The sequence below is a fragment of the Rhizobium phaseoli genome (assembly GCF_003985125.1).
Classification (GTDB): Bacteria; Pseudomonadota; Alphaproteobacteria; order Rhizobiales; family Rhizobiaceae; genus Rhizobium; species Rhizobium phaseoli.
Genome location: NZ_ML133571.1, coordinates 127,798 through 140,432, shown reverse-complemented (window position 1 = coordinate 140,432; position 12,635 = coordinate 127,798). Strand labels below are relative to the sequence as shown.

The 12,635-nt window shown below is 62.2% G+C and carries 11 protein-coding genes; 9 read left to right on the top strand and 2 right to left on the bottom strand.

Annotated elements, in window-relative coordinates; all coding sequences use genetic code 11:
- The first annotated feature begins 42 nt into the window (after nt 1–42).
- The 5 genes from lpxD to lpxB are packed head-to-tail and all read left to right on the top strand — an operon-like array spanning nt 43 to nt 4,436.
- Entirely contained in the window at nt 43–1,110 is a 1,068-nt protein-coding gene (gene lpxD / locus EFD56_RS14155; RefSeq protein ID WP_064827494.1) for a UDP-3-O-(3-hydroxymyristoyl)glucosamine N-acyltransferase, read from the top strand.
- Nucleotides 1,103–1,570 carry a 3-hydroxyacyl-ACP dehydratase FabZ gene (fabZ, locus tag EFD56_RS14150; protein WP_004678630.1) on the top strand — a complete coding sequence of 156 codons (468 nt, stop codon included), beginning with the start codon at nt 1,103–1,105 and terminating at the stop codon, nt 1,568–1,570. Before lpxD ends, fabZ begins: the two co-directional genes overlap by 8 nt.
- A complete protein-coding gene (lpxA, locus tag EFD56_RS14145) occupies nt 1,567–2,385 on the top strand; it encodes an acyl-ACP--UDP-N-acetylglucosamine O-acyltransferase (protein WP_004678632.1) in 819 nt (272 codons plus the stop codon). Before fabZ ends, lpxA begins: the two co-directional genes overlap by 4 nt.
- Before the next feature lie 3 nt (nt 2,386–2,388).
- Nucleotides 2,389–3,270 (top strand): LpxI family protein, encoded by an 882-nt coding sequence (locus EFD56_RS14140; RefSeq protein ID WP_037138587.1) that lies wholly within the window; start codon nt 2,389–2,391, stop codon nt 3,268–3,270.
- A complete protein-coding gene (lpxB, locus tag EFD56_RS14135) occupies nt 3,267–4,436 on the top strand; it encodes a lipid-A-disaccharide synthase (protein WP_126905572.1) in 1,170 nt (389 codons plus the stop codon). The genes EFD56_RS14140 and lpxB overlap by 4 nt, the downstream gene beginning before the upstream one ends.
- A gap of 35 nt (nt 4,437–4,471) precedes the next feature.
- Here lpxB and gltA read toward each other — a convergent pair whose 3' ends face one another.
- The gene (gltA, locus tag EFD56_RS14130; RefSeq protein ID WP_004678636.1) at nt 4,472–5,761 is read right to left on the bottom strand and encodes a citrate synthase; all 1,290 of its coding nucleotides are present in this window, start codon (nt 5,759–5,761) and stop codon (nt 4,472–4,474) included.
- A gap of 291 nt (nt 5,762–6,052) precedes the next feature.
- Between gltA and EFD56_RS14125 the strand changes: the two genes are divergently transcribed.
- The gene (locus tag EFD56_RS14125) at nt 6,053–8,485 is read left to right on the top strand and encodes a ComEC/Rec2 family competence protein (protein WP_206513418.1); all 2,433 of its coding nucleotides are present in this window, start codon (nt 6,053–6,055) and stop codon (nt 8,483–8,485) included.
- Here EFD56_RS14125 and lexA read toward each other — a convergent pair.
- Nucleotides 8,466–9,185, bottom strand: a complete 720-nt coding sequence (gene lexA, locus EFD56_RS14120; RefSeq protein ID WP_004678639.1) for a transcriptional repressor LexA — start codon at nt 9,183–9,185, stop codon at nt 8,466–8,468. The genes EFD56_RS14125 and lexA overlap by 20 nt on opposite strands.
- A gap of 195 nt (nt 9,186–9,380) precedes the next feature.
- Here lexA and EFD56_RS14115 point away from each other — a divergent pair, with 195 nt between their 5' ends.
- The 3 genes from EFD56_RS14115 to eno all read left to right on the top strand — a co-directional run bounded on the left by EFD56_RS14115 (nt 9,381) and on the right by eno (nt 12,535).
- Nucleotides 9,381–10,277: a VOC family protein gene (locus EFD56_RS14115; RefSeq protein WP_085742445.1), complete on the top strand. Its 897-nt coding sequence runs from the start codon at nt 9,381–9,383 to the stop codon at nt 10,275–10,277.
- A complete protein-coding gene (kdsA, locus tag EFD56_RS14110; protein ID WP_085742446.1) occupies nt 10,274–11,119 on the top strand; it encodes a 3-deoxy-8-phosphooctulonate synthase in 846 nt (281 codons plus the stop codon). The genes EFD56_RS14115 and kdsA overlap by 4 nt, the downstream gene beginning before the upstream one ends.
- A gap of 141 nt (nt 11,120–11,260) precedes the next feature.
- Nucleotides 11,261–12,535, top strand: coding sequence for a phosphopyruvate hydratase (gene eno / locus EFD56_RS14105; RefSeq protein ID WP_037138602.1), 1,275 nt, complete (start codon nt 11,261–11,263; stop codon nt 12,533–12,535).
- Nucleotides 12,536–12,635 lie beyond the last annotated feature (100 nt).

Sequence of the window (12,635 nt, the reverse complement as noted above, 5' to 3'; positions counted from 1 at the left end):
GTCCGGAACTGTAAGACTCAATTCCGTTCTGGAGCATTGCCGATGGAGCAAAACTATTTTTTTCTGCCCCATGAAGGTCTGAAGCTCGCTGAGCTGGCAGGGTTTCTTGGGGCGGAACTCGCCAATCCCGATCATGCCGATGTCATCGTCCACTCCGTCGCTCCGATCAACCGGGCGCAGGCGGGCGACGTCTGTTACATCCTGTCGCGCCGCAGCCGGGACGAGCTGCTGACCTGCCAGGCTTCGGCGGTAATCTGCGACAAAGCGCTCGCCGACCTCGTACCTCCGCACATCCCGATTATCCTGTCGTCCAATCCGCATGCGGCTTTCGCCATGGCAGGCGGCCTGTTCTACCCGGCAGCGCTGCGTCCGGTCGCCATTTCACCGGATGAAAGCGGGATCGCGCCGAGCGCGGTGATCGATCCGAGCGCCAAGTTGGAAAAAGGCGTGATCGTCGAGCCACTGGCGGTTATTGGCGCGCATGCCGAAATCGGCCAAGGCACTCGCATCGGCGCGCAAGCCGTTATCGGTCCGGGCGTCAAGATCGGCCGCGATTGTTCGATTGCTGCCGGCGCCAGCATTCTTTGCGCGCTGATCGGCAACGGCGTCATCATCCACAACGGCGTTCGTATCGGCCAGGACGGTTTCGGCTATGCGCCAGGTCCGCGCGGCATGATCAAGATCGTCCAAATCGGCCGAGTGATCATTCAGGATAATGTCGAGATCGGCGCCAATACCACGATCGACCGCGGCGCGATGGACGATACGGTCATCGGCGAGGGGACCAAGATCGACAACCAGGTCCAGATCGGCCACAACGTCCAGATGGGCCGCCATTGCGCCATTGTCGCGCAGGTCGGCATCGCCGGCAGCACGAAGATCGGCAATGGCGTGCAGATCGGCGGCCAGGCCGGCATCAAGGGCCATGTGACGATCGGTGACGGCGTGCAGATCGCTGCCAAAAGCGGTATCATGACCGATCTTGCCGCTGGCGGGCAGTATGGCGGCGTACCGGCTCGTCCGCTGAAAGACTATCTGAGAGAGGCGGCGCAACAAGTGTCGAAATCCAAGTTGCGCGGGCGGAACCCTGGAGGCAAGGAAAATGACTGAGGAAGCCACGACGACGCTTTCTTCGGCTGACATCATCGAGATCATGAAGCTGCTGCCGCATCGCTATCCGTTCCTGATGGTCGACAAGATCATCGAGATCGATGGCGACAACGCCGCGATCGGCATCAAGAATGTCACTGTGAACGAGCCGCATTTCACCGGCCATTTTCCGGAGTCGCCGATCATGCCGGGTGTGCTGTTGATCGAGGGCATGGCGCAGACGGCGGGTGCGATCTGTGCCAAGAAGGAAGGCCAGCCCGGCAACCTTGTCTACTTCATGACCATTGAGAATGCGCGCTTCCGCAAGCCGGTCGTGCCCGGCGATCGCGTCGAATTCCACGTCAAGAAGCACAAGCAGCGCGGCAATATCTGGAAATTCCATTGCGACGCCAAGGTGGACGGCGCGCTTGTCGCCGAGGCCGATATCGGCGCGATGATCGTTCGTAAGGATCAGGCATGAGTACGATTGCCGAAAGCGCCCGCATTCACCCGATGGCCGTCGTCGAAGACGGGGCCACGGTCGGTGAGGGCGTGAAGATCGGTCCCTTCTGCCATGTCGGGCCGCACGTCGTCCTGCATGAAAATGTCGAGCTGCTGTCACATGCGATCGTCACCGGCCGGACCGTCATCGGCAAGGGCACGCGCATCTTCCCGATGGCGGTGGTCGGCGGCGATCCGCAGAGCGTGCATCACGCCGGCGAAGAGACAACGCTTTCGGTCGGCGCCAACTGCACGATCCGTGAAGGCGTGACGATGAACACCGGCACGGCCGATTTCGGCGGCCAGACGATCGTCGGCGACAACAATCTGTTCCTGGCCAATTCGCATGTGGCGCATGACTGCCGGGTCGGCAACCACGTGATCATGTCCAACAACGTCATGCTCGCCGGTCACGTTGTCATCGAGGATCGCGTCATTCTCGGCGGCGGTTCGGCCGTTCACCAGTTCACCCGCGTCGGCCGCCAGGCCTTCGTCGGCGGTCTGTCGGCAGTGAGCTACGATGTCATTCCCTACGGCATGCTGAACGGCAATCCCGGACTGCTGAGCGGCCTCAATGTCGTCGGCATGACGCGCGCCGGCATCGACCGCGCCGTCATCCACAGGGTGCGCCGCGCCTACAAGGCGATCTTCGAGGGAACGGCCTCCGTGCGTGAAAACGCTGCCGCCATCCGCGAGGAATATGCCGATTGCCCAGAGGTGATGCAGATCCTGGATTTCATCGCCGCCGATAGCGATCGCGCCCTGTCTTCGCCGACCCGGGGTCAGAAGGGCTAGTCCGTGGCTTTATCAGGCGACACCGCGGCGGGCCGGCTGGCGATCATCGCCGGCGGCGGCCTTCTGCCTTCCTATGTCGCGGAAGCCGCACGCGCAGCGGGTGAAAATCCTGTGATCGTTGCCCTGAAGGACGAAAGCGACCGACGTTGGGAAGGCTACGACCATGCCATTATCGGCATCGGCGATTTCGCCGCCCTCGATGGTCTTCTCAATCGTTATGGGATCGGCCGCGTGGTGATGTCGGGCAGCGTGCGCCGCCGGCCGGAATGGCGCGAGGTGCGTCCGACACTGCGCATTCTGATGAAGGTGCCGGCCGCGATCCGCACCCTGCTCTCCGGCGGCGACGATACGGTCCTGCAGATGGTGATCCGGCTGATCGAGGGAAACGGCCGACGCGTCGTCGGAGCCCATGAGATCGCCCCCGACCTCTTGGCTTCCGTCGGTCCGCTCGGCGCCGTAGCACCCGGCGAGGACGATCGGCGCGATATCAACCGTGCCGCCGAAGCCGCCGAGACGCTCGGCCGGCTGGATGTCGGGCAGGGCGCCGTCAGCATCGGCGGGCGCATTGTCGCGCTTGAAGGTCTTGAGGGCACCGATGAGATGCTTGACCGCGTCGCGGGTCTCCGAGCCGCTGGCCGCATCTCGGCGCGCCGCCGCGGCGTGCTCGTCAAGCTCTGCAAGCCGCAGCAAGATGTTCGCGCCGACTTGCCGGCGATCGGCCTATCCACGGTGCTGAACGCCGGCAAAGCCGGCCTTGCCGGCATAGCCGTCGAAGCCGGCCGCTCGCTGGTCCTCGATCGCGCCGCCGTCATCCGCGCCGCCGACGAGGCCGGGCTTTTCGTCTGCGGCCTTGATCGCGACCTGCCGGGATGGGGGCTGGAATGAACAGCGCGCCGCTGAAGATTGCCGTCATTGCCGGTGAGGTGTCGGGCGATCTTCTCGGCGCCGACCTCATCGCCGCGCTGAAGCGAATCCATGGCGGACCGGTGGAACTTGTCGGCGTCGGCGGCGAGGGGCTGCAGGCGGAGGGCCTGCGATCTCTGTTCGATTTCTCCGAGCTGTCGATCATGGGCATCACCCAGGTGCTGAGCCGGCTGCCGAAACTGTTTGGCCTGATCCGCCGGACGACGGCGGAAATCATCGCCGCACGGCCTGATATCCTGCTCATCATCGACAGCCCGGATTTTACCCATCGCGTGGCAAAACGTGTCCGCACGGCGCTGCCGGATTTGCCCGTCGTCAATTATGTCTGTCCGAGTGTCTGGGCCTGGAAGGAATATCGCGCCAAGCGCATGCTTGCCTATGTCGATCACGTGCTCGCCGTCCTGCCGTTCGAACCGGCGACAATGCAGCGCCTCGACGGACCCGCAACCACCTATGTGGGGCATCGCCTGACCGCCGACCCTGCGCTCCGGGAGACCCGACGCCTGCGCGCCGGAAGACGGCCCGGCAACGGCACAATCCTGCTTCTCCCCGGCTCACGTTCCTCGGAAATCCAGAAGCTGCTGCCACATTTCGAGGTGGCGGTAAGCGAACTTGTCGCCCGTAATGGGCCGATGCGCTTTATCCTGCCGACGATGAGACACAAGGAAGGGCTTGTGCGCGAATTGACGGCGAAATGGGCCGTCATGCCGGAGATCGTTGTCGGCGCAGAGGCGAAGTGGAAGGCTTTCGTCGAGGCCGATGCAGCCATGGCGGCATCTGGAACCGTCATCCTCGAACTGGCGCTTGCCGACGTTCCCGTCGTCTCCGCCTACAAGGTCGACTGGATCATGCGGCTGCTGACATCGGGCATCAAGACCTGGACGGGCGCGCTTCCCAACCTGATTGCCGATTACGCGGTCGTTCCGGAATATCTGAACGATATCGTTCGCGGCGCAAGCCTCGCCCGCTGGATGGAAAGGCTGTCGGCGGATACTTACCAGCTTAAGGCGATGAAGGAAGGCTATGAGCTGATCTGGCAGCGCATGCAGACCGAAAAGCCGCCGGGCGAACATGCCGCCGAAATGCTTCTCGACGTGCTGAAAAAGAAAAAACCCGGTCGTTTCTGACCGGGTTTTCGTTTGAGCCGATTGGTCTGAAGCGATCAGCGCTTCGAAACCGGGATGTAGTCGCGCTTCGGTTCGCCGACATAGAGCTGGCGCGGACGGCCGATGCGCTGTTCCGGATCCTCGATCATCTCGTTCCACTGGGCGATCCAGCCGACGGTGCGGGCGAGCGCGAAGAGCACGGTGAACATGGTCGTGGGGAAGCCCAGCGCCTTCAGCGTGATGCCGGAATAGAAGTCGATGTTCGGATAGAGCTTCTTCTCGATGAAATATTCGTCGGTGAGCGCGATGCGCTCCAGCTCCATTGCCACTTCGAGCAGCGGATCGTCCTTGATGCCGAGTTCGCCGAGCACTTCATGCGTCGTCTTCTGCATGATCTTGGCGCGCGGATCGTAGTTCTTGTAGACGCGGTGACCGAAGCCCATCAGGCGGAACGGATCGTTCTTGTCCTTGGCGCGGGCGATATATTCCGGGATGTGGTCGACCGTGCCGATTTCGGTCAGCATGTTGAGCGCCGCTTCGTTGGCGCCGCCATGTGCCGGGCCCCAGAGGCAGGCAATGCCGGCCGCGATGCAGGCGAAGGGATTGGCGCCCGACGAACCGGCAAGGCGGACGGTCGAGGTCGATGCATTCTGCTCGTGATCGGCATGCAGAATGAAGATGCGGTCCATGGCGCGGGCAAGCACCGGATTGACCACGTATTCTTCGCAGGGAACGGCAAAGCACATGCGCAGGAAGTTCGACGCGTAGTCGAGGTCGTTCTTCGGGTAAACGAAGGGCTGGCCAATGTGATACTTATAGGCCATGGCGGCCAGCGTCGGCATCTTGGCGATCATGCGCAGGCTGGCGACCATGCGCTGGTGCGGATCGGTGATATCGGTCGAGTCGTGATAGAAGGCCGACAGCGCGCCGACGCAGCCGCACATGACGGCCATCGGATGCGCATCGCGGCGGAAGCCGGTGAAGAAGCGGCTCATCTGTTCGTGCACCATGGTGTGATGCGTGACGCGATAGTCGAAGTCCTTCTTCTGCGCTGCCGTTGGCAGTTCGCCGTAGAGCAGGAGGTAGCAGACCTCGAGGAAGTCGCCATGTTCGGCGAGCTGCTCGATCGGGTAGCCGCGGTGCAGCAACACACCTTCGTCGCCATCGATATAGGTGATTTTCGATTCACAGGATGCGGTCGAGGTGAAGCCCGGATCATAAGTGAAGGAAGCGGTGTTCTTGTAGAGGGCACCGATATCGATGACGCTTGGACCGATCGTGCCGCTTTTGACGGCGAGGTCGACCGATTTGTCACCGATTTTTATTGTTGCGCTTTGATCCGTCATGCTGATCCTCCGAAATGTCGGTGGCGCCACAAAAGCGCCATAGGGGTTAAGCGTCCTCACCGATAGCTATATGATCGCGAAGCTAATGCCAAGTTACCGTGGCGGCATTTTGTGCATTGCGGCATCACCTTTTAGGCACTGCAGCGATGAGCCGCACGCATAGCGGAAACCGATGATTCGACTGGTCTTTTCGCATTTGCGATTTTCCCTCGCATTTCAATCGATTATGCTTGCCGGATTTGCCCGGAGGTTGCATTCTGAATGCCTGGGCAGGGTGACTTCGGGCCGCGCATGCAGGAATTGACAACAGTCGAATTGCGGCCGCAAGCGGACGTCGGTCTTGCCGATTCCGCGGACTTTCCTGCCCCTGCCGCGGTGATGCGTCCGGCAAGAACCCAGTCGGCGATGTCAGTGCGCCACCGGCTGCCGGCGGCAATGGCACAATCGCTGCGTGCCGGCGGCCGGATGCTGAGCGAGGAGGTCGACCACGGCCGTTTGCTCCTGTTCTCGCCGGTCTTCCTCGGCGCCGGCGCGGCATTCTGGTTTCTTGCTGCAACGGATGTTCCTCTCGTTCCATCGTTGCTCTGCCTGTCGGTGTTGATGCTTGCGGGGCTTGTCGCCGGCCGCAGCCGGCCGGCCTTGCGGGCGATGTTCCTGGCGCTTGCCCTGGTGGCCTGCGGCATGCTCTGCGCGCAGTTCGAAAGCTGGCGGGCCTCGACGGTCATCCTCGATTCATCCGTGACGACGACGGTGACCGGCCGCGTCGAGCGGCGCGAAGGCGACGACCGCGGGCGGTGGCGCTATATTCTTGCCGTCACCGGCACCGAGGCACCGGAAGTGAAGCGGCCGCCGCGGCGCATAACCGTAATCGCCCGCGGCGCCGATATGCCTTTCGAGATCGGCGACATCATCACCGGCCGAGCGCGGTTGACGCCGCCGGCAGGGCCAGCGCTTCCTGGCCTCAACGACTTTTCATTCGGTGCCTATTTCGATGGCATCGGCGCTAACGGCTTCTTCTACGGTGCCCCTGAGAAAGTCGATTTGCAGGCGGGCCCGCCGGCTGTGACATCGACGTCCGACGCTCTGCTCGAATGGCTTTATAGGTTGCGCAGCGGCATCGGCGATCGCATACGCTCAATTTTGCCCGGCGACACAGGCGCTTTTGCCGCCGCTCTGGTGACTGACGAGCGGCGCGCCATCTCGAAGGAAACGACGGAGGCGCTGCGCCAGTCCGGCCTTGCTCATATCGTCGCGATCTCTGGCCTCAACATGGCGCTGTCGGCCGGCATTTTCTTCGTCGGCTTCCGGATGCTGCTCAGCCTCTTTCCTGGTGTCGCTCAAGCCTATCCGACAAAGAAGATCGCCGCCGCCGGCGCGCTCATAGCCGTCACGGCCTACTTCCTGATCTCGGGATTCGGCGTCTCGGCCGAACGCGCCTTCATCATGATGGCGATCATGCTGATTGCCGTCTTCTTCGATCGGCCGTCGATCAGCCTGCGCAATGTCGTTCTCTCGGCGCTGGTCATCATCGCCATTTCACCCTCCGAGGTCTTGGGGCCAAGCTTTCAGATGTCCTTTGCCGCGACTTTGGCGCTGGTATCGGGTTATCAGCAATGGAAGGACCGGCGCATCCGGGAAAACCCGTTGCTGAAGCTGCCGGTCCTGCAGCCGGTTGCGGCGGTCGCCGGTTTCTTCGGCGGCGTCTTCCTGACTTCGCTGATCGGCGGCTTTTCCACGGCGCTGTTTTCGATCGAGCATTTTCATCGCCTGACCGCTTATGGCCTGCCGGCAAACCTTGCGACGATGCCGATCATCTCTTTCATCGTCATGCCGGCGGGGCTGTTGGCCATGTTGCTCATGCCGTTCGGGCTGGACGCTCCGCTCTGGACGGTGGTCGGCTTCGGCCTCGATCTGGTGATCGCGGTCGCCAAGACGGTGTCCGGCTGGGGCGGTGATATCGGCTTCGGCCGCTTGCCCGGCTGGTATTTCGTCGTGGCCGTGGCAGGCTTTCTGCTGCTGACGCTGCTTCGCACCCGGTTACGGCAGGCCGGCACATCGATCCTCGCCGTCGCGACGCTCATCCTGCTCATTCTGCCGGGATCCCGGCCGCCGGATCTGGTGATTTCCGAGGATGGTGGTCTCGTGGGGCTCGTCGCGGCGACGGCAATGGCTTCAAACCGCGAAAACCCGCCGGACTTCATCTTCGACCAGTGGCAGAGAGCGCTGGTCCTGCCGACGCATCACCCGCCGAAAATGCTGGATGGCCCTGCCATCCCGCCGCAGGGCGAGGACCGCCGCGTCAAGCTTTCGCGCGATCAGCAGAATGAAGCGAGGACGGCAATGGTGGCCGCCGCAGCCGGCGGTGAGGCAAATCGGTTTTCCTGCGTCAAGAAAGCCTGGTGTATCGCCAGGCTCGGCAATGGCCATGTCGTCGCAGTCATCGACAACGCCGCCTATCTCGGCCCGGCCTGCGAAGTCGGCGAGATCGTCGTGACCTCGGTGCGCCTGCGTTTCGACCGTTGCCGCTCGGGTGCGAGCCTCTTCACCGGCGAGACGCTGCGCAGGACCGGTTCCGTCGAATTGCGTTTTGCGCAGACGGGACTCGAGATCGCAACCGCATTCAATGCCTTGTCCCGCCCATGGATGCGCCATCGGGCCTATGACTGGCGCAAAGACAGTTTTACCGAAGCCGCCCCGTCTGCTGTCAGTGATAACGGCGAATGAGGCCGACCAACTTGCCCTGCACCTTGACCCGGTCGGGTCCGAAAATACGGGTCTCGTAAGCCGGGTTGGCGGCTTCGAGGGCAATCGAGGCACCCTTGCGGCGAAAACGCTTCAGCGTCGCTTCCTCGTCGTCGACGAGGGCGACGACGATATCGCCGGGACTTGCGGTGCTGCCGTTGCGGATGATCACCGTGTCGCCGTCGAAGATCCCGGCGTCAATCATCGAATCGCCCTTGACCTCCAGCGCGTAATGCTCGCCCGAGCCGAGCATATCCGCGGGGACGACGATGTCGTGCGTATTGTTCTGGATTGCCGAGATCGGAACACCGGCGGCAATCCTGCCCATGACCGGCACGGAGACGGAGTTGCCGTTGTCGGCAATCGGCTTTGCGGCAGCGGGGGCGGCGACCGGCTGGGGCTTGCCGAGGCTGCCTTCGATGACGCTCGGCGAAAAACCGCGGCGCGGCTGAAGACTGGGGCTATAGGCTTCCGGCAGCTTGATCACCTCCAGTGCCCGGGCCCGGTTCGGTAGGCGGCGAATGAAACCGCGTTCCTCAAGCGCCGTGATCAGACGATGGATGCCGGATTTCGAGGCGAGATCCAGGGCATCCTTCATCTCGTCGAAAGAGGGGGGAACGCCCGATTCCTTCATGCGCTCATGAATGAAAAGGAGAAGCTCCTGTTGTTTGCGCGTGAGCATCGACGTCAGACCCCGTGATTGAAACAAATCCAGAACAGACACTATATGTTCCATATGTGTTCCGCAAGTAGCTAAATTTCCGTAAAACTTCGCACCAACTCGTTGAGATTTTTATTTTCATTCGCCGGATTGGCACACACTCTTGCATTGGGGGGAGTGCTGTCGCACATCTCTTGACGTGTCAGGAGGGATATCATGAGCGCACATTCCGCTAAGCCGCATCCGCTGGATCACGTCGTACTTCCGGTCGTCGATATCGAACTGGCGCGCGAAAGGCTCGGCAAACTCGGCTTCACCGTCGCCGCCGATGCGCGTCATCCCTTCGGAACGGAGAATGCCTGCGTCTTCTTCGCAGACAAGACCTATATCGAGCCGCTTGGCGTTACGAGCGTCGAGGAGAGCGAGACAGCGGCCCGCCAGGGCAATGTCTTCATCGCCCGCAACCGCGCCTTCCGCTTCCGCTGCGGCGAGGAGGGACTTTCGGCGCTGGCCTTTCTCACCGAGGATGCCGGCCTCGATCATCGGCGATTCGTCGGCAGCGGCGCGAGTGCCGGCGAGATGTTGCAGTTCAGCCGGCCCCTGCGGATGCCCGATGGTTCGGAAAGCGTCGGCAGCTTCAAACTGGCCTTTTCAGGAGATCTGCGCGCTCCCGACTTCTTTCTCTTCACCTGTCAGCGCATCAATGCCTTCCCCGCCGATCGCGCCGCGCTGGAGACACATGCCAATGGTGTGACCGGCATTGCCGAAATCGCGGTTTGTACGCCGGACCCGGCGGCATTTTCCGCCTTCGTTGGTCTTGCGGTCGGGCAAACGGCAGTAGAGAAAACCGGTTTCGGCGTGGAGATCGCGGCCTCGAATGCCAAGATCAGCTTGATGACGCCGGAAGGGCTGGAGGCCTATTTCGAGCTTGTCGTTTCCGCCGCCGATCGTGGCCTGCGCGGCCAGGCAATCCTTTTCACCGTCACCGATCTTGCCGTGACAGAAGCGCATTTGGCTGCTAACGGAGTGACATACACACGCAAGAACAATCGCATTCTGGTGAAGCCCACGCCCGGGCAGGGCGCGCTTTTTGCCTTCGAGGAACCACGATGAGCACTGATACCAATTCCGAGGTCAAGATCGGCGAAGGCAACGGCCAGGTCACCTTTTCCAATACCGGCCGCCTGTCACTGATTGCCGGCCCCTGCCAGATGGAGAGCCGCGATCACGCCTTCATGGTCGCCGGCACGCTGAAGGAGCTCTGCGCAAAGCTCGGCATCGGCCTCGTTTATAAGAGTTCCTTCGACAAGGCGAACCGCACCTCGCTCTCGGCCGAGCGCGGCATCGGGCTTGAAAAGGGCATGGAGGTCTTCGCCGACCTGAAGAAGGAATTCGGCTTTCCCGTCCTGACCGACGTCCACACCGCCGAGCAATGCGCCGAGGTGGCTGAGGTGATCGACGTTCTGCAGATCCCCGCCTTCCTCTGCCGCCAGACGGATCTTCTGATCGCCGCCGCCAAGACCGGCCGCGTCGTCAACGTCAAGAAGGGCCAGTTCCTCGCCCCCTGGGATATGAAGAACGTCCTGAAGAAGCTCAATGCCAGCGGCAATCCGAACGTGCTGCTGTGCGAGCGCGGCGCCTCCTTCGGCTACAATACGCTGGTTTCCGACATGCGCTCGCTGCCGATCATGGCGGCGATGGGCGCGCCGGTCATTTTCGACGCGACCCATTCCGTCGCCCAGCCCGGCGGGCAGGGCGAATCCTCGGGCGGCCAGCGCGAATTCGTCGAGACGCTGGCGCGCGCAGCCGTGGCGACGGGTATTGCCGGCGTCTTCCTGGAAACCCATCAGGACCCTGACAACGCGCCGTCCGACGGCCCGAACATGGTTTATCTCAAGGACATGCCGCGGCTGCTTGAGAAATTGCTTGCGTTTGACGCGGTTGCCAAGGCCTGACGTCCAACAGGTTGACATGATCGTGGTTTAGGCCACGTCGGGAAGCCGTTTCGAAGGCTGGAAATTGCGGCATTGTAATTTGCACGCCTTCGATTATGACAGGCTTCGAACGATTGATCACCCACCGAGCAGGAAGAACCCATGACTGCAATCACCGATATCATCGCCCGCGAGATTCTCGATAGCCGTGGCAACCCCACCGTCGAAGTCGATGTCTATCTCGAAGACGGCAGCATGGGCCGCGCCGCCGTTCCCTCGGGCGCCTCGACGGGCGCTCATGAGGCGGTCGAGCTGCGCGACGGCGGCAAGCGCTACCTCGGCAAGGGCGTCGAGAAGGCGGTCGAGGCCGCCAACACCGAGATCTTCGACGCGGTCGGCGGTATCGACGCCGAAAACCAGATCCAGATCGACAACATCATGATCGAACTGGACGGCACGCCGAACAAGTCGCGTCTCGGCGCCAACGCCATCCTCGGCGTGTCGCTTGCCGTCGCCAAGGCGGCCGCCCAGGCCTCCGGCCTGCCGCTCTACCGTTATGTCGGCGGCGCTTCGGCGAGCCTCTTGCCGGTGCCGATGATGAACATCATCAACGGCGGCGCCCATGCCGACAATCCGATCGACTTCCAGGAGTTCATGATCCTGCCGGTCGGCGCCGATACGATCGCCGAAGCCGTGCGCATGGGTTCGGAAGTCTTCCATACACTGCGCAAGGAACTTGCAGCCCAGGGCCACAACACCAATGTCGGCGACGAAGGCGGTTTCGCACCGGGCCTGAAGAGCGCTTCGGAAGCCCTCGACTTCATCGTCAAGTCGGTTGAGAAAGCCGGCTACAAGCCGGGTGAGGATATCTACCTCGGCCTCGACTGCGCCTCGACGGAATTCTTCAAGGACGGCAAATACGTTCTCGAAGGTGAAGGTCGCACGCTCGAATCGGGCGCCATGGCCGAATATCTGGCCGAACTCGCCGCCAAGTACCCGATCATCTCGATCGAGGACGGCATGGCCGAAGACGACTGGGACGGCTGGAAGGCGCTGACCGATCTGGCCGGCAAGAAGATCCAGCTCGTCGGTGACGATCTCTTCGTCACCAACTCCGCCCGTCTTCGCGACGGCATCCGCATGGGTGTCGCCAACTCGATCCTGGTCAAGGTCAACCAGATCGGTTCGCTGACGGAAACGCTTGATGCGGTCAATACGGCGCACAAGGCGGCCTACACCGCTGTCATGTCCCACCGCTCCGGCGAGACCGAGGATTCGACCATCGCCGATCTCGCGGTTGCCACCAACTGCGGCCAGATCAAGACCGGTTCGCTGTCGCGTTCCGACCGCCTCGCCAAGTACAACCAGCTGATCCGCATCGAGGAAGGCCTCGGGCCCCAGGCCCAATATGCCGGCCGCTCGATCATCCGCGGCTGATCGGATCTGACGTCAACGGCTTAACCCGCGCCCTCCCGGCGCGGGTTTTTTATTGCCTGATTTTTACGGTCAACGAACGGTTAATCTCTGCGCATTATGC

Excerpts from the sequence above, each read along its gene's own strand:
- lpxD (WP_064827494.1), top strand. The coding sequence starts at position 43 with ATGGAGCAAAACTATTTTTTTCTGCCCCATGAAGGTCTGAAGCTCGCT.
- fabZ (WP_004678630.1), top strand. The coding sequence starts at position 1,103 with ATGACTGAGGAAGCCACGACGACGCTTTCTTCGGCTGACATCATCGAG.
- lpxA (WP_004678632.1), top strand. The coding sequence starts at position 1,567 with ATGAGTACGATTGCCGAAAGCGCCCGCATTCACCCGATGGCCGTCGTC.
- lpxB (WP_126905572.1), top strand. The coding sequence starts at position 3,267 with ATGAACAGCGCGCCGCTGAAGATTGCCGTCATTGCCGGTGAGGTGTCG.
- gltA (WP_004678636.1), bottom strand. The coding sequence starts at position 5,761 with ATGACGGATCAAAGCGCAACAATAAAAATCGGTGACAAATCGGTCGAC.
- EFD56_RS14125 (WP_206513418.1), top strand. The coding sequence starts at position 6,053 with ATGCAGGAATTGACAACAGTCGAATTGCGGCCGCAAGCGGACGTCGGT.
- lexA (WP_004678639.1), bottom strand. The coding sequence starts at position 9,185 with ATGCTCACGCGCAAACAACAGGAGCTTCTCCTTTTCATTCATGAGCGC.
- EFD56_RS14115 (WP_085742445.1), top strand. The coding sequence starts at position 9,381 with ATGAGCGCACATTCCGCTAAGCCGCATCCGCTGGATCACGTCGTACTT.
- kdsA (WP_085742446.1), top strand. The coding sequence starts at position 10,274 with ATGAGCACTGATACCAATTCCGAGGTCAAGATCGGCGAAGGCAACGGC.
- eno (WP_037138602.1), top strand. The coding sequence starts at position 11,261 with ATGACTGCAATCACCGATATCATCGCCCGCGAGATTCTCGATAGCCGT.